The sequence below is a fragment of the Bdellovibrio bacteriovorus genome (genome assembly GCF_001592745.1).
Lineage (GTDB): Bacteria > Bdellovibrionota > Bdellovibrionia > Bdellovibrionales > Bdellovibrionaceae > Bdellovibrio > Bdellovibrio bacteriovorus_B.
Window position 1 is genome coordinate 452,663 of sequence record NZ_LUKD01000005.1, and the last position, 16,612, is coordinate 469,274.

Sequence of the window (16,612 nt, forward strand, 5' to 3'; positions counted from 1 at the left end):
GCCCTTTGAATAAGCAGTTGACTCGTTTGGTCAAACACTGGAGTAGGAATACTATTGACCTGATTTTCGAGCCATGAAACAAGGTGGGGCATGAGATTTTTGCTTTTCGTCCTCAGCCTTGCTGCCACTCCGATGGCTCTTGCTGTTCAACCTATTGAAGGAACAGTTTATAGAGACTCGAAGGGCGTTTATTTGTCTGCTTACTCAGACGATAACTGCAAGCTCTATACTATCGAGACAAAATCTGAAGACGCCGCTTTAAGCGTTCGCAAACTTTCTAACGGTGACACCGTTACGGCTTCAGGTCTTATCGACTCTAAGTCTTGCATGGCGATCATCGAAAGTGTTGATTACGTCGGTCTTAAAAAACTTCTAGGCTACTGGTACAGCCAAGAGGGCATCATCACCGTTCGTGATTATAATTCTTTGAGCTTCTATCCCATCAACATGAACGATTTCCAAAATGGGAAAGACTTCACGCAGATTGATCCGATCACTTACCGTTACAGTGTGACGCCGTCTGATGGTAAAGAATGGGTTCTTTTCCTTTCCGACAGTACGAGCACTGTGTTCGCGACGATCTTGTTCAACAAGAACAACGCGACGATGAGAATCTACGATTCTGAAAACGGAGAGATCATCAAAGTTCTTCGCCTTTCTAAGTGGGGCAATCTGAAATAATGAGCTGGTTCCATCCCATCGACAAACATCTTCTTTTCACCAAAAATGATAAAGAGGATCCGCGTCTGGGTGAATGCGTCCAGCTTTTCCCTAAGGGCGATCTGCAACAGCTGACCTCTTTAGATTTTGATTTCGCTCTTCTTGGCTATCCTGATGACGAAGGCATTGCTTTGAATGGCGGTCGTCCCGGCGCTCAAAATGCGCCCACTCAAGTTCGCACTTTTCTTTATAAAATGACTCCGCACCTAGCAAGCACCCGCTTGCCAAAAATCCTGGATTTGGGTGACCTGGTTGATAAAGAAAAACCGCTTGAAGATCGCCACGAAAAAGCCCGCCAGACAACGCGGGCTTTGGCGCAAGCCAAGAAACCTTGGATCTCCATTGGCGGAGGTCATGACTATGGTTACTGCGATGGCGCGGGCTTTTTAGACCTTCACAAGGACAATGCCGTATTGATCAACTTCGATGCGCACATGGATGTCCGTCCTACTGACAAGGGCTTTAATTCAGGCACTCCTTTTCACCGCGTGCTTTCGGAGTTTTCCGGTCACGTAGACTTCGCGGAAGTCGGCATTCAGAATCAGTGTAACAGCCAGGCCCATATCCAATGGGCAAAAAGCAAAGGAGCTTCCGTCTTCACATTGGATCAAATCAATGCCGAAGGCCTTATGCCGGTTCTAAAAAACTTCATGAAGGGCAAAGAACAGAAAAAAGTTTTCTTAAGCATTGATATCGATGCTTTTACTTCGAATGAGGCTCCCGGTTGCAGTCAGTCTTGGACGACGGGTTTGTTCACAAAAGAATTTTTAGAAAGCTTTCTTTATCTGATTCGCGAATTCGATGTTTGCGGTATTGGTATTTACGAGGTTTCTCCTCCTTTGGATCAAGACAACCGCACCAGCAAACTGGCAGCACTTCTTATTCATAATTTCATCTTCGCCACTTTAAAAAAGGCCTAAATCATGAAACGCGGTTTCGGCAGCGACAATCATGCTGGCATTCACCCGCAGATTCTAAATTCACTTGCTAAAGCCAATATTGAACACGCGCCCTCTTATGGGACGGACGAGTGGACCGAACAAGCGAATGAAAACTTTCGTCAGCACTTCGGGAAAGACGCTCAGGTCTTTTTCGTTTTTAACGGCACAGCGGCGAATGTAACGGCTTTGCGAGCCCTGACTCGTCCCTACCATTCCGTACTTTGTGGAGACGTCTCTCACATCAACGTCGATGAGTGTGGCGCCCCGGAGCTCTTAGCGGGATGTAAACTCGTTCCTATTCCGACCACAAACGGAAAGATGAAAGTCGAAGACTTAGAAAAAGCTTTCATTCGGCGAGGAGATCAGCACTACTCTCAAGCACAGGTTCTTAGTATCACGCAACCGACCGAACTAGGTACAACCTACAGCCTGGAAGAACTTAAATCGCTGATCACTTGGGCGAAAAGTAAAAAACTTTATGTGCATATCGATGGAGCTCGCATCGCCAATGCCGCGGCTTATTTGAAAAAATCCTTCAGGGAATTCACGACAGATCTAGGCGTCGATGTCGTGTCATTCGGAGGCACGAAAAATGGCCTGATGATGGGTGAAGCTGTTGTGTTCCTCAACAAGGACCTGGCGCAGGATTTTAAATACATCCGCAAACAGAGCACGCAGCTTCCTTCCAAGACTCGTTTTATCGCCTGTCAGTTTCAAGCATATTTAGAGAACGGTCTTTGGAAAGAGATCGCCGATCATTCTTACACTATGGCCTTGTATCTGCACGAGGCTGTTCGTAATATTCCTGGTGTGAACGTGCGCGAGGTTCCGCAAAGTAATGCGGTCTTTGCAACGATCCCAAGTCACTGGGTGAAAACCCTGCGCGAAAAATATTTCTTTTACGTGTGGGATGAAAACACTTTTGAATGCCGTTGGATGACCTCTTGGGACACACAAAAAGAAGACATTGATGGCTTTGCCGAACTTTTAAAGGAGCTTGCAAAATGAAATACCCTCCGGTGCATTATCACAGCTACTTGGGCCTAGATCCTTTACTGAACTCTCAGCATCGTAAAAGCGAAGAGTACGGAAAGCCGGCCCACGACGAGATGCTTTTCATCATCACGCACCAGGCTTACGAGTTGTGGTTTAAACAAGTTCTTTTTGAATTGGATTCGGTTCTAGAAATTTTCAAAAAACCCAAAGTCGCTGAAACCGACATGGGTTTGATGAGTGCGCGCTTAGAAAGATCCGTGGCGATTTTGAAAATGATCATCGGGCACGTCGATATTTTAGAAACCATGACCCCACTTGATTTCTTAGATTTCCGCGACATGCTTTACCCGGCTTCCGGCTTTCAAAGCTTCCAGTGGCGTTTGTTAGAAACGAAATTGGGCTTGCGCATGGACGATCGCCTTTCTTACAACCAAGCGCCTTTTTATAAGTCCTTAAGCGGAAGTCAGCAGGGCGAAATGCAAAAGGTGATCTCGCAACCGTCTCTTTACGACTCTGTCGAAAAGTGGCTAGAGCGCACGCCCTTCCTTCAAGGTGAAGATTTTAACTTCTGGGATTCATATAAAAAAGCCGTGGCAACCATGTTCCAAGAAGACATGGACATTGTGAAAAACAATCCGCGCCTAAGCGATGAAGATAAAAAGAAAAACATCGAAGGTTTACAGGCCACTCTAAAAAGTTTCGATGCTCTTTTTGACGAACAAGCCTTTGAACAACTGCGCAAAGAGGGCCAATTCCGCCTGAGCTACAAAGGTATGCACGCGGCTTTGTTAATTCAGATTTATCGCGATCAGCCGGCCCTTCAAACTCCGTTCCGTATCATCCGTGCCCTTTTGGATATCGATGAGACTATGACAACGTGGCGCTATCGCCATGCTTTGATGGCGATGCGTATGTTAGGTCAGAAGATCGGCACTGGCGGATCAAGTGGTCACAAGTATCTTGCCGATGCGACAGCGAAACACAAGATCTTCGGAGATTTCTTTAACCTTACGACCTTCTTCATCCCTCGCTCGAAAGTTCCACCACTTCCGAAGTCGATGACGGATAGAATGAATTTTCATTATTAATCAAAAGAAAGGCGCCCTTCGGCGCCTTTCTTTTTAAGTTCTGTTTTTAATAATCATCAACAACTTATTTAGAAATTCGGACGCGGCAGACATTAAACACGAATCCCTGCCGATCTAAACGTTTAGGAAACCTTTAGAAACGCAGACAATTAAAGTTCTTTGATGAATTTCAGGATCTCAGCCGCGTGCCCCTGAGCTTTAATCTTACGGAATTCTCCGACGAGTTTTTGATCTTCGTCGATCACGAAAGTACTGCGCTCAATACCCATCACTTTTTTGCCGTACATGTTCTTTTCTTTGATCACGTCGAAAAGCTGGCAAACTTCTTCGTCTTCATCAGAAAGAAGTTCAAACTTAAAGTCGTACTTGCAGATAAACTTATCATGAGATTTCAAACTGTCGCGTGAAATTCCATAGACAACCGCGTTCTGCTTTTTAAACTGCGCCAGTAATTCGTTAAACTCTATGCCTTCGGTCGTGCAACCCGGTGTGCTGTCTTTAGGATAAAAATAAAGGATTACTTTTTTCCCTTTTAAATCAGTCAGAGAAAACGTGTCTCCGTTAGAAGAAGGAATTTTAAAATTGGGAACTTTCTTTCCCATTGCGATCTTAGCGGCCATGAGGCACTCCTCCTGCAGGAATTTGCGGGGCTTCAGGTTGGGGCTCAGCGCCCTCCCCACCCTCTGGATTCTGCGGGTTTTCAGGGTGAGGTTCAACATCTATCACCGGCCCACCTTGCTGCTCCACCGCCCGTTGCATCATGACATCCGGGTCCACACCTCTCGCCGCAGGAATTGCAAAGGTTGGCTGTTCCGGCGATCCAGGCAAAGGCGTTAAAGCAGCAGGCTCTTGGGGTTCTTGAACGGGCTCTCCATTCTCCTGCACATGCACTTGTTCCTGGCCTTCAGGAGGAAGCTCCAAGGGAGGCGCATTCGCGGGTCGCTCCGCCTTCACCGGTGTCTTAGTTGGAGTTGGAGTCGGTACAGGTGCCGGTTCTACTGGCGGTGCATACAATTCTGTTTCAGTGACTTGAATTTTACCAGCCATCGGGACATCGGCGACGATCTTACGTATATCACGCAGATTCTCGTACACTTTTCCGCGCAATTTAATCAGATCACGGCCTTCTTTTTGATAGTCGTAAACATCCAAACGCACCATTTGTTCTTGTGTACGATCCTGCGCCCAGTCTTTGCAATTTAGAGCAATCAACTGCTCTTTGTCGTTTCCGCGCAAAGTACACTGAATGGGTTTATTTAAAACCCCCGCATTAAGCCCCAAAATTTCTTGCAGGTTTTCGGGATAAAAAGTCACTTGAACTTCCAACTCATGCGCCGCCGAAAAAGCAGCAATGCGTTTAGCCGCCGACTTCTCACTGCATTTCTCGAAGACCTCCGCTTTTTGCGGAAAACCATTCAAACCCATGACATCACGCTGGACCAAATAACGGTCGCAGCTAAAAAGAGATTTATTGGAAAGCTTGATATTCTGTGAGGACAATAAAGCTCTCTGAACTTTTCCAAAGGGGGATTTCCCCACAGGTCGGCGCTCATCATTTAAGACCCACCATGCCTCTCGATGAATGGAGTCAGCTTGTTCGAAATAACGCGCAAATACATTCAAGCTTTTATCTTTTGGCTCATCGACTTTGGTGGGTTTCATGATCGGTTTAGGCGCCGAAGTAGTTGCCACAGAGGCCGGTTTTTCCTCTCGGGAAAAACACGAAATCAGGCTTAAAGAAAGCGCCCCAAGGGCCAGGATGCGAACAAGGTGCATTGCTTAAGTTTTGCAAATAGACTGAATGAAAACAAGAATTTACTTTACCCATCTCGAATCTTTACTCTATCCTTGGAAAGTACAGAATTTATTAAGCAACGTGGAGGAAAGATGGAAAAGATCTGGCTTAAACACTACCCTAAAGGAGTCTCTCCGGAAGTCGATGTTACGAAGTATTCGTCTCTTTTCGATCTTTACGAAGAGTCCATTCGCATGTTTTCTCAAAAGAAAGCATTTACGAACATGGGAGTCAGCCTCACCTTTTCTGAACTCGATCGCCAAGTTCAAATTTTTGCTTCGTTCTTACAAAACGAATTGAAACTAAAAAAAGGCGATCGCATTGCGATTCAAATGCCGAACGTACTTCAGTTTCCGATCATCGCTTTCGCAGCTCTTCGTTCGGGACTGACGATTGTAAATACCAATCCGCTTTACACCGCTAAAGAAATGCAACACCAATTCAAAGACTCTGGCGCCAAAGCTGTGGTGATCTTAGCGAACTATGCAAGTCAGCTTGAACAAATTCTTAAAGACACGCAGATCGAAAGCGTTGTTATCACAGAGATCGGTGATCTTTTCCCAGCACCGAAAAGAATCCTGGTGAATTCTGTTGTGAAGTACATCAAGAAAATGGTTCCCGCTTACAACCTTCCACAAGCCTACACATTCCGTCAGGCACTGGAACTTGGAGCGATGAAGCCTTCTCAAAAAGTCGCAACGACTTTGGATGATATCGCGTTCCTGCAATACACAGGTGGAACGACGGGTGTCGCTAAAGGCGCGATGCTTTTACACCGCAACGTGCTTGCTAATGTTTTGCAAATCCGTGATTGGATGAAACCGAAATTGCGTGAAGGTGAAGAGATTGCAATTGCGGCTCTTCCTCTTTATCACATCTTCGCCCTGACTTTAAACTGCTTGGGTTTACTTCGCTATGGTGCAGAAAATATTCTGATCACAAATCCACGCGACATCCCTGCTTTTATCAAAGAGATGAAAAAATCGCCTTTCACCGTCCTTGCGGGCGTGAATACATTATTCAACGCCTTGATGAACAATCCCGCCTTTACGACCATTGATTTTTCAAAAGTGAAAATCAGCGTTGCGGGTGCGATGACCTTACAAAAACCGGTCGCCGAAAAATGGATGGAGCTAACAAAATCCGTGATCGTCGAAGGTTACGGATTGACAGAGGCTTCTCCGGTTGTTTGCTGCAACCCTATTGATGGCACAGACATCGTGGGCACCATTGGTCTTCCATTCCCAAGCACCGAGATCAAACTTCTGAACGACGACGATCAAGAAGTGGCGCCTGGCGAACCAGGTGAACTGGTGTGTAAAGGGCCTCAAGTCATGGCCGGCTACTGGAATAAACCCGAAGAGACAGAAAAAGTTCTTAAAGACGGATGGCTACGCACCGGTGACGTTGCGACCGTTGATGAAAAAGGTTTCTTTAAGATCGTGGACCGTAAAAAAGACATGATCCTTGTTTCTGGTTTCAACGTTTACCCGAATGAAGTGGAAGAAGCCATTGCTTCTCACCCGGGCGTTCTTGAAGTCGCGGCGATCGGCGTTCCTGATGAGCACTCTGGAGAGATTGTAAAAGCTGTGATTGTGAAGAAAGATCCGAATCTGACGGCAGAAGAAGTGATTGCTCACGCACGTAAGAGCCTCACTGGTTACAAAACGCCTCGCCTTGTAGAGTTCAGAACGGAGCTTCCAAAAACGAACGTAGGAAAAATCCTTCGTCGTGCTTTGCGTGACACCGTAAAAGCTTAGTTTCAACTCAAGACTAAGAAATAAAAAAGGCCGACATTGTGTCGGCCTTTTTCTTTTGGAACTGCTAATTAAAAAATTAAGCTTTCTTATTCCAAGAAGCACACCAAGCATCAGCGTAAACCAGTTTACCTGCGAAGATGGTGCAAGTACCGGCTTCTTTACCGTTCTTAGTTTCTTTCTTAGCGTAGAAGCTGCACGTCGCACAGTGGTTGCCTTTAGCTTCTGGAGCTTTTTTGTAGTCTTCAACATATTTCACTGCTTTAGCGACAGAATCATTCGGGTCTACCAAAGGCATTCCGCCACCGGCTGCTGGAGCCGCGCCACCACGTTTTTTCTGAGCTGCTGCCGTTGAAGAGAAAACAGAGTTCAAAACAGTAGGAGCAATCACTGCTACGCCAGTAAGTTTGATAAATGCTGAAAAGAAACCGCGACGATTCATTTTGTTCTCGATCATGTTGCCTCCGATTGGTTTTTCATTAACCAATCATATTAGCTTTCATTTAGTTTTCAACTACTATGCGCCGCGCGCCACTTTATGTTGCACAATCTTAAATTAGACTTAAGGATTGAACCTTAGCTGAAAACTTCAGGGAGAGGACGTATTTAAGAAGGAAAAACCGTCTTCCCGTCTTAAAAAATGAAAAGGCACGGGCCTTCCCAACCCATATTGGAGTGACTTTAGTGCTTATGACAAAGGCAGGCGCGACGGTTTAAAATGTGCGCGGTGATGAGGAAGATGCTTCCCAGAATCGTGACAACGTCGTGTTCGTAAACTTCAACCCACTCATGCGGAAGAAGCGAAGCGCCGCCGACCATAGTAAGACCCACAACGCCTAAAGCGAACACCTTCATCTGATTGTGATGTTTATAACCCGACCAGAACGCGAAAAGACCCACCGGAACAACAAACAAAGCCATGACCAAGTGAACCCACTCTTGATGGAAGAACTCTCCTAGAACGGGCAAAGCTAGAACTAATAGCGGTGTCGCCAGACAATGAAGCGCACAAAGACTGGAAAGAAAAATACCGATTTTATCCCAACGGTCTGTTTTTTCCTCGAAAGTCGCGTGCTGTGTGTGGTCCACTTCACAACAAGAATCAATTTTCATAGGTTTTTCGATGATAACTTGCTCATCCATGCGGACCGCCTTTGGTCATTTACTTTTGTCCTAAATGCAAGTCACTGTCAACTAGATCCTCAGGATCCTTCGTTTCAAATAAGAAAGATGAAGAAGGTACAAGCCTCTTATATAGAAGACTCAAATGTGAGCTCAACCAATTTAGACACGAAAAAGCAGTCCGCCATCGAAAATAACGATTTGAGGACTGCATTGAGATAAAAGTTTCTGAAAAATCTTAAGGTTGATACCCCGTGATCTTTGCCAATTTAGCGCGGAACCACATTTTGAAGTCTTCGATAAATCCGTAAGCTGCTGGCACAATAAGAAGCGTCAGCAATGTCGAACTTACAAGACCCCCGATGATCGCAATACCCATGGACGTTCTCATCGCGGAAGCTTCGTTTAATCCAATCGCGATTGGAATCATACCTGCGATCAACGCCAAGGAGGTCATCAAAATCGGACGAAGACGCGTGCGACATGCTTTTAATAAAGCCGCATTACGCTCTAAACCTTCATGGATCAACTGATTCGTGTAATCCACAAGAAGGATCGAGTTTTTCGCCACAACACCCAGCAAGAGGACGATACCAATCAGCGAGAAGATGTCGATCGTCTTACCGAAAATAAGAAGAGCCAAGAACGCACCCGTCATCGCCAAAGGCAATGCGAGTAAGATGGAAAACGGCGTGATGAAACTTTCATACAAGCTCGCAAGAACCAGATAGATGAATGTCACACCTAAGAAAATTGCCAGAAGCATATTTTCAATGAGCTCTTTAAAGTCGTCTGCTTGACCTTGGAACTTGTAATCAATTCCTGGCGGTGGTGGAAGCTCCGTCTTAATGATTTTTTCAATCTCGGCCGAAATTGTTCCCAAAGCACCACCCTTAGCCAAGTTTCCAGAAATCTGAATGTAACGACCCTTGTTCTGACGGTTGATCTGAGAATAACCAAACGTCTCTTCGCCTTTAGCGATACGGGAAAGTGGAATCATGTTGAAGTTGGAGTTTGGCACCAACGTTGTTGCAAACTGAGTTCGCAAATCACGGTACATCTCTTCAAAGCGCACGCGGATTTTATAATCGATCCCATTTTCACGGAAAATCGCCTGTTCATTTCCTTCGGTGCGATTACGAAGCTCTGCACCTGCTGTCACCGTAGAAACACCTAACGCCTCTGATCTCGCGCGATCAAAGATCACGTGGAATTCAGGTTTACCAGAGCGGAAGTTCGTGTCGACGTCAACCAAACCCGGAATCTTCTTCATGCGCTCCACAAGTTTCACCGCATACGCGTTTAGCTCTTCTAAATTCTCCCCTTGAATATTGACGTTCAAAGGTTTTTGTCCTGAGTTCACGGCGTCGATGTCACCCAAGGCGACGATAGCTTCTTTTTCAAACTGCTTAATTTTCTTACGAATCTCTTCTTTGTAGTCCGTCGTCGACATAGAGCGCTTTTTACGCTCTACCAGACGCACGAATAACATCGCTTTATTAGATTCATTGTTTGTATTACCGACAACCGCCAGAACCATGTCCACGGCCGGGTCGTTTTCAAAGACCTTCTCAACTTTTTCCGTAAATGCGCTGGTCGCCATCAACGAAGAGCCCACAGGCATCTCGATGTTCACGTTAAACTCTCCGTTATCCGGCGACGGAAGGAAAGTTTTTGGAATAAAGGCAATCGTCACCAAAGAACCGAAGAAAATCAAAGTCCCACCCAGCAAAATCTTTTTAGGATTGGCCAATGTGTACTTCAGACCTTTTTCATAGATATCTTCCAAACGAGTTTGAAAGCGGTCAAACGCCGATAGCATTCTTCCGATGACGCCCGTGCCTTTATGATGTTCGTTCGGGTGCGCCATGTAAGCTGAAAGCATTGGAGCCACCGTGAAGGCGTCAAACAACGAAATCAACATCGTAAAGACGACGGTTAAACCAAACTGTTTAAAGAACTGTCCGACGATCCCTTGAAGGAATGAAATTGGACCAAACACCGCGATAACAACCAAAGTGGTTGCGATAACAGCCATCGCCACTTCTTTTGTACCATCTAATGCAGCATCTTTTGGTTTTTTACCCATTTCCAAGTGGCGGAAGATATTTTCCCGCACGACGATCGCGTCATCGATCAAAAGACCCACGGCCAAAGAAAGAGCCAACAAGGTCATAAGGTTGATCGTAAAGCCCATGGCATACATGATCACGAAACCACCCAAAAGGGAGTTCGGAAGAGCCATTGCGGTGATAAATGTCGACCGAGCCGATCCCAAGAAGAAGAACACGACGATCACACAAAGAATAATACCGATAATGATAGATTCTTTCACGTCGTACACGTTCAACTGAATAGGACGAGATGTATCACGCACCAACGAAACTTCCCCGTTGATTTTTCTTTCTTTAAGGAAGGCGTTGATTTTCTGAATATTCTTATTCACGTTTTCCGCAACAGCGACCGTGTTCGCACCACGCTGCTTATAGATATTCATAAGAAGAGCGGACTTACCCTTGATACGACCCATTGTTTTTTGGTCTTCAAGACTGCGCACCACTTTACCAATATCTTGCACTAACACCGCGCGATCCGAGCCAATGAAATTCACGTTTACTTCGGCAATCTGTTTAAGAGCATCAAACTCTCCCGAAGTCCTGAGTGTCGTTTCATTGCGTGGATTTTCAATCTTACCAATCGGCGTATCCTTCGAAGTATCTAAAATACGCTGAGACACTTGAAGCATCGAAATCTTGCGATCTTGAAGCTTGTTCTTATCCACGATCACGTGAATTTCTTGCTTTCTTCCACCGAAGATATCCACCTGACCCACGTCTTTCAAACGCTCAAACTGAGGCTTGATCGTTTCATTGGCTAAGTCATAGGCTTGTCCTTCAGGTAGATCCGACGTGATTGCAAGAACCACGATGGGCTGATCGGCCGGGTCAAAACGGCGAATCACCGGCTCGTAAATATCCGCTGGTAAATCACGACGAATATTTCCAAGACGGTTCCTCACCTCTTGCTCGACCTCTTTGATGTCGGTCCCTAGCTGGAACTCCAACACCACGATCGCCACACCATCAAGGTTGTTTGAAGTCAGGGTTTTAAGACCTGAAATACTTCCGACTTCATCTTCGATAAGCTTAGAAACTTGTTTTTCCAAATCCAGAGGCGAAGCCCCCGGATAAGTCACTTGCACAAAAAGCACCGGAAATGTCACATCAGGAAACATATCCACGGGCATGCGTTTTAGCGAGAACGCACCAAGAATCAGCATCAAGATGACGATACATGAAATAAAGATGGGTCTACGAATGGATAAACTTGGTAAGTTCATTCTTATTTCTCCTCAACGACGACAAACAGACGTCCTTGAGCCTCCATTTTTCTTTGTTCTGATTTCAATTTCGTCAATGCAAGTTCTGCTTCTTCCGCATCTTGCTCTGCCGTGATCACGTTGGCCGTGATCGAGCGGCCTTTATTGAAAAGATCAGCCTGCGCTTTAGCCGCTTGCAATTGCAACTGAGAGATTTGCGTCGCTGAATCCACACGTTTTGTCATTTCAACGTAACGGCGATTTAACTCAATCCAAGAACTTTCACTGTCCAGCATGGCGCGCTCACCTTGAAGCTTTGCTGCCAAGGCGTCTTTGCGAGCTGCCGCTTGGGCGGATGTCTTTACGTCCGTATCAAAAAGATAGACGAGATTTAAACCGGCCTTCCACGTTGGAAGATTTGTGTCCGTCCACTTTGAAGTGGCATCGGAAATACTTTTATCAGGTTGGAAGTTGTTTGTAGCATAAGACCCGGAAAGAACCAGATCTGGTCTATAAGCATCTTCCGTCTCACGAGCGACTAAAGCCATGGCCTTCGCATTCAATGATGCCAGATACGCATTTAATGCCACAACCTTACCGTCCTTACCATCCACCATGGATGTTAAAGGACGTTTTTGAGAAATATCACCTGTGATATCCGGGAAGGCTTCAGCATCGGAAAGTTCTAAGAAATCGCGGATCTTTCTTTTTGCTGCCGCCAAGTCATCTTCTGCAGATACCAACGTCAATTGACGAGACGCCACCAGGGCTTGTGTCGACAATAAATCCGCCCTGTCGCTGATTCCGTCATTCACACGACGACGTGTCCAGTTTTCAATGCGTTTTGCGCGCTCTAAAGAAGCGCGACCAATTTTAAGGTTTTCAATCTGATAAATATAATCCCAATAAGCCGCTTCCGCTTCGACTAAAAGAGCTTTCTTTTGTAAGTCAAACTTGCCCACTTCAGCTTCGGTCGCAGCATCCTGGCGCTGCCAACGCAAACGAGTCGCACGACCAAAAGAGTCTCTCCACAGTGATTGACTGAGTGAAAGACCTAAAGAGCCATACGAAAATTTACCGAACATCGGATTTAGCAAAGCCCCTTCGTTTTCCACTTCACTGGCCGTTGCGGTCACAGATACGGCCGTGCCTGAAGAAAACTTTTTACCCAATCCAAGGCGCAAATCCTTCGCCGTGGTCTGAGTTCCCCCCAATTGCGCAAACTGACCTAAAGGACTCTTATCACTTAAATAGCCCACTCCAGCAGTGAGCTGCGGAACAAGCTCAATGTCCGCCGCTTCACGACGATCCAAGGCCGCATCCTGACTTGATTGGTAAGACTGAAGACCCTTGTGTTTTGATTCGACTGTTTTTAAATACTCTTGCAGATTCATCGCAAAAGTTTGCGGTTGCCACATCCAAAGCAGTAAACCTACGACGGCTCCCTTTTTCATTTAAAAATCCCTTCTAAAAATATCATAGAAATCTGATCAATGAACTGTTGTCGCTGTTCCGGCATTTCATAAAGCCCGTCATTCCAAGAACAGTTGCAATCAAGCATGTTGAAATAACCCAAAATACCTTCAACCAGGCAGACAATGAAAAAACGCGGATTGATGTTTTTATTTACAATCCCCGCCTTCTGCCCTTTTAAAATAATCATTTCAATTTTTTCGCCCGAGCTGATCATCATGCTTTCGTGAATCTCTCGAGAAAACGGCATTCCCGAAAGCTTTTCACGCGTCATGATTTTCGCCATCAAAGGATTTGCCGCACGCATATCGATGATTGCATTCACGAGTGAAACAATCGCGCGACGCAAAGACTTTTCGCAGACTTCTTCTTGCTCGAAATCGTTTACGACTTTATCGATTTGCAGGAAAATATTCTGGACGAATTCTTGAATGACAGTTTTATAGAGGCCTTCTTTGCCTCCAAAATAATAACTAATCAAGCTTAAGTTTAATCCGGATTCTCTGGCGATGTCTCGAGTGCTGGTGCCGTGAAGACCTTCATGTGCGAAGAGCACGGTCGCGGCTTCCATGATTTTCTGACGAGGCCCAAGCTCGTCTGCTGTGACATCTTTGATGAAATTCATGAGGACAAAGGTAGTTTGAGCCTCAAATTAAATCAAATGATTTAATCAAACGATTGAATTGGGCTTCAATACATCATCGTGAAAAATAAAAAACCCTTGGTGAACCAAGGGTTTAAATGAAAAATCAAAGGCCAAAAATTTACTTAGCAGTTGCGGCTTCGCTCTTTTGACAGTCCGCGCACTTTTTATCAACAGCGCACTCGGTCCCAGAGCATTCTTTTTTCATTTCAGTTTTGTGGCCGCAATTGCAACCGGCATGATCATGAGATTTTGTATGAGCGCAAGCACCCAACATCATAGCTACAGCGGAAGTTAAAAGGATTGTTTTAAGGTTCATTGAAGTACTCCTATGTTGTGTCACTTCCAAGCTTGAACCAAAGATTTGTTGTGTACAAGAACAAACAGATCTCCACCGACCGTATAGAAACTTCATGGAAATGCCGCTTTGAGGCTTAAAATCTTCGTAATTTTGCTCGAAAAAGATGCAAATTCTCCTCTTATATGGGACTTGATGCACAGTGTGTAATTTCAACAAAATCCTAACACATTGTTTTGTTGAATCTATCTGCGAACTGGGGCTTAATGAGTCCGATTCGCGGAGGGGGCCCGATGAATTTCGTTAAGGGGACATTATTACTGACGATGCTGTTGGCATTTACGGCCAAGGCAGAGTCCACAGTTCCCTACTCCTCAGCCTCCAGCGCCGCTGCAAAGCCTCAAGTCGTTTATCACGAGTATTATACGATTAACGAGAAAACCAGTCAGATCGGCGGACCTAAAGCCGCTTATGACTTGCGCGACTTCTCCCAATTCACTGAACAAATCGGGCCTCATCAGTTCATCGTGATGGCGGCAAAAAAATTGGTCTATAATCTTTTGCAGTGGACTCTTCATAACGAGGACCGCCCCACTCCAGAAGAAGGATATATCCGTAAACTTCACTTCGGCCGTTGGATCAATGACCCTACAGACGACACTTGCATGAACACGCGCGCGAAAGTTTTAGTTCGAGATAGCCTGGGCGAAGTGACTTATCGTAATGAACGCCATTGCGTTGTTGAAGATGGCTTGTGGGATGACCCGTACACGGGCGATCAAGTGACTTCGTCTCGCGCCATTCAAATCGACCACATGGTTCCTTTGAAGAATGCCTATGTCTCTGGTGCTTACCAATGGGACTATAAAACTCGCTGCCTTTACGCTAACTACATGGGCTACCGCAATCACTTGATTCCTGCGGGCGCGAGCCAAAACATGTCTAAAGGTGATCGCGGTCCTGAAGCTTACATGCCACCGAATTTGGAATATCGCTGTCAGTACATCAAAGACTGGTTGGCGGTGAAATTTATCTGGAAATTGAACATGAACGCGAACGAAGCCCAAGCCATCCACGAGACTTTCACAAATTACGGCTGCCGCGCTTCTGATTTCCGCATCACTAAAGAGCAACTCGAAGAACAACGTCAGTACATCAATGACAATATCGAGTTCTGCATGATCAATAAAAGATGAGTCTAAAGATCCTCTTTGAGGATGATTATTTCCTCGCTGCTGAAAAACCCGCTGGCCTTCCTTCACAGCCCACTGTTGATAAACGCCGCCCCGACTTTTTCACACAATTAAAAAAACAACTGCGCGAAGAGCGCAGTGCTGATTTTTATTTAGGCCTGCATCACCGTTTAGATCGGGACACTTCAGGTGTAATGATTTTCACGAAGAATAAAATAGCGAATGAGCCACTGGCCGAGATGTTTAAGAAGCATCTTATCCAAAAGACCTATCTTTGCTTAACAGCTTTAAAAAAGTGCCCCGACCAGTGGGAAGTTAAAAACCACCTGGCCGAAGTCCGCGACCCCGTGCTTAAGAAAATAAAAATGAAATCCGTTCGTTCCGGTGGAGACAAAGCTCACACTTTGTTTCGCAGGTTGAAGACATTTAAAAAGGGACTTCTGATTGAAGCAAAGCCTTTATCAGGAAGAATGCACCAGATCCGTGTTCACCTCGCTGAGGCAGGATTAGGAATCTTCGGGGATGATATTTACCCTTCGCCGAAAACACCTACGGCACCCCGGCTTATGTTACACGCTCTTCGACTCGAGTTCACGCATCCCTTCTCAAATGAACCGATTATGATCGAGAGCCCTCTTCCAGCTGATCTCAAAGAGATGGAAAAGACTTTATCTTAAAATATTAATATACGACATCAACGGTGTTGAGTGATTTAGAAACCACCAGGATTTCTAGGTCTTCATTCGAATCGTTCGCAACGAAATGCTTGTTCTCGTTTTGCGGAAAGAACACCGCACAGTCACCCGGCCCTGCGAATGAAGCCTGGTCTCCCTCATGAACTGTCGCTGTTCCCTTAATAACAAAAACAAACTCTTCAACCTCAGTGTGACAATGCGGACTGGAAGCTCTTTGCCCTGGAGCTATGACATCGTGATGAACAAAGATGTCCTTCATCCCCAGCAATTCTGAAAGAACCACAGAGCGAGAGAAAACTTCCCCTGTTCGATGCGAGGAAAGCTGCTTATGAGGAAATTCGGCGCGTTTAATAATCTTCACCTCTACGGAATATCCTAAATTATAGGCAGAATCAAAAATTATCAGCTAACTCATTGGGTCTGATATTGACGTTTGTAGCCAGAAATGGTTCGATTGTCCTTCGCGTGCCCCGGTGGCGAAATTGGTAGACGCACAGGACTTAAAATCCTGGGCTTCCTTTACAGGGGCGTGCCGGTTCAATTCCGGCCCGGGGCACCATTCCTTTCTCTTT

At 45.6% G+C, this 16,612-nt stretch carries 16 protein-coding genes and 1 tRNA gene; 8 read left to right on the forward strand and 9 right to left on the reverse strand.

Annotated features, from left to right (window positions below; genetic code table 11):
- Nucleotides 1-90: 90 nt before the first annotated feature.
- From AZI87_RS12820 to AZI87_RS12835, 4 genes are read left to right on the forward strand one after another with little or no spacing between them, the layout of a single operon-like run.
- The gene (locus tag AZI87_RS12820; protein ID WP_155722564.1) at nt 91-681 is read left to right on the forward strand and encodes a hypothetical protein; all 591 of its coding nucleotides are present in this window, start codon (nt 91-93) and stop codon (nt 679-681) included.
- Nucleotides 681-1,640, forward strand: coding sequence for a formimidoylglutamase (locus tag AZI87_RS12825; protein ID WP_063207720.1), 960 nt, complete (start codon nt 681-683; stop codon nt 1,638-1,640). The genes AZI87_RS12820 and AZI87_RS12825 overlap by 1 nt, the downstream gene beginning before the upstream one ends.
- 3 nt (nt 1,641-1,643) lie before the next feature.
- A complete protein-coding gene (locus tag AZI87_RS12830; RefSeq protein ID WP_063207723.1) occupies nt 1,644-2,669 on the forward strand; it encodes a threonine aldolase family protein in 1,026 nt (341 codons plus the stop codon).
- Nucleotides 2,666-3,745, forward strand: coding sequence for a tryptophan 2,3-dioxygenase family protein (locus tag AZI87_RS12835; protein ID WP_063207726.1), 1,080 nt, complete (start codon nt 2,666-2,668; stop codon nt 3,743-3,745). The genes AZI87_RS12830 and AZI87_RS12835 overlap by 4 nt, the downstream gene beginning before the upstream one ends.
- A 149-nt stretch (nt 3,746-3,894) precedes the next feature.
- On the opposite strand, the gene AZI87_RS12840 is transcribed toward AZI87_RS12835, so the two are convergent.
- A complete protein-coding gene (locus tag AZI87_RS12840) occupies nt 3,895-4,365 on the reverse strand; it encodes a peroxiredoxin (protein ID WP_063207729.1) in 471 nt (156 codons plus the stop codon).
- The gene (locus AZI87_RS12845; RefSeq protein ID WP_155722565.1) at nt 4,355-5,437 is read right to left on the reverse strand and encodes a proline-rich domain-containing protein; all 1,083 of its coding nucleotides are present in this window, start codon (nt 5,435-5,437) and stop codon (nt 4,355-4,357) included. Before AZI87_RS12845 ends, AZI87_RS12840 begins: the two co-directional genes overlap by 11 nt.
- A 195-nt stretch (nt 5,438-5,632) precedes the next feature.
- Between AZI87_RS12845 and AZI87_RS12850 the strand changes: the two genes are divergently transcribed.
- Nucleotides 5,633-7,300, forward strand: a complete 1,668-nt coding sequence (locus tag AZI87_RS12850) for an AMP-binding protein (RefSeq protein ID WP_063207735.1) — start codon at nt 5,633-5,635, stop codon at nt 7,298-7,300.
- 76 nt (nt 7,301-7,376) lie between these two features.
- Here the strand turns inward: AZI87_RS12850 and AZI87_RS12855 are convergent, their stop codons facing one another.
- The 6 genes from AZI87_RS12855 to AZI87_RS12880 form a co-directional block, all read right to left on the reverse strand.
- Entirely contained in the window at nt 7,377-7,754 is a 378-nt protein-coding gene (locus tag AZI87_RS12855) for a high-potential iron-sulfur protein (RefSeq protein WP_253696794.1), read from the reverse strand.
- 224 nt (nt 7,755-7,978) lie between these two features.
- Nucleotides 7,979-8,440 (reverse strand): MerC domain-containing protein, encoded by a 462-nt coding sequence (locus AZI87_RS12860; RefSeq protein ID WP_063207738.1) that lies wholly within the window; start codon nt 8,438-8,440, stop codon nt 7,979-7,981.
- A gap of 217 nt (nt 8,441-8,657) precedes the next feature.
- Nucleotides 8,658-11,759: an efflux RND transporter permease subunit gene (locus tag AZI87_RS12865; protein WP_063207742.1), complete on the reverse strand. Its 3,102-nt coding sequence runs from the start codon at nt 11,757-11,759 to the stop codon at nt 8,658-8,660.
- Nucleotides 11,760-11,761: 2 nt separating this feature from the next.
- Entirely contained in the window at nt 11,762-13,192 is a 1,431-nt protein-coding gene (locus AZI87_RS12870; protein ID WP_063207745.1) for a TolC family protein, read from the reverse strand.
- Nucleotides 13,189-13,836, reverse strand: a complete 648-nt coding sequence (locus AZI87_RS12875; protein WP_063207748.1) for a TetR/AcrR family transcriptional regulator — start codon at nt 13,834-13,836, stop codon at nt 13,189-13,191. Before AZI87_RS12875 ends, AZI87_RS12870 begins: the two co-directional genes overlap by 4 nt.
- A gap of 139 nt (nt 13,837-13,975) precedes the next feature.
- Nucleotides 13,976-14,173: a hypothetical protein gene (locus AZI87_RS12880; RefSeq protein WP_063207751.1), complete on the reverse strand. Its 198-nt coding sequence runs from the start codon at nt 14,171-14,173 to the stop codon at nt 13,976-13,978.
- 272 nt (nt 14,174-14,445) lie between these two features.
- Between AZI87_RS12880 and AZI87_RS12885 the strand changes: the two genes are divergently transcribed.
- Nucleotides 14,446-15,348: an HNH endonuclease family protein gene (locus AZI87_RS12885; RefSeq protein ID WP_253696795.1), complete on the forward strand. Its 903-nt coding sequence runs from the start codon at nt 14,446-14,448 to the stop codon at nt 15,346-15,348.
- Nucleotides 15,345-16,022, forward strand: a complete 678-nt coding sequence (locus AZI87_RS12890; RefSeq protein WP_063207754.1) for an RluA family pseudouridine synthase — start codon at nt 15,345-15,347, stop codon at nt 16,020-16,022. The genes AZI87_RS12885 and AZI87_RS12890 overlap by 4 nt, the downstream gene beginning before the upstream one ends.
- Before the next feature lie 4 nt (nt 16,023-16,026).
- Here AZI87_RS12890 and AZI87_RS12895 read toward each other — a convergent pair whose 3' ends face one another.
- Nucleotides 16,027-16,401 carry a cupin domain-containing protein gene (locus AZI87_RS12895; protein ID WP_063207757.1) on the reverse strand — a complete coding sequence of 125 codons (375 nt, stop codon included), beginning with the start codon at nt 16,399-16,401 and terminating at the stop codon, nt 16,027-16,029.
- 106 nt (nt 16,402-16,507) lie between these two features.
- Between AZI87_RS12895 and AZI87_RS12900 the strand changes: the two genes are divergently transcribed.
- Nucleotides 16,508-16,599, forward strand: a tRNA-Leu gene (locus AZI87_RS12900).
- Nucleotides 16,600-16,612 lie beyond the last annotated feature (13 nt).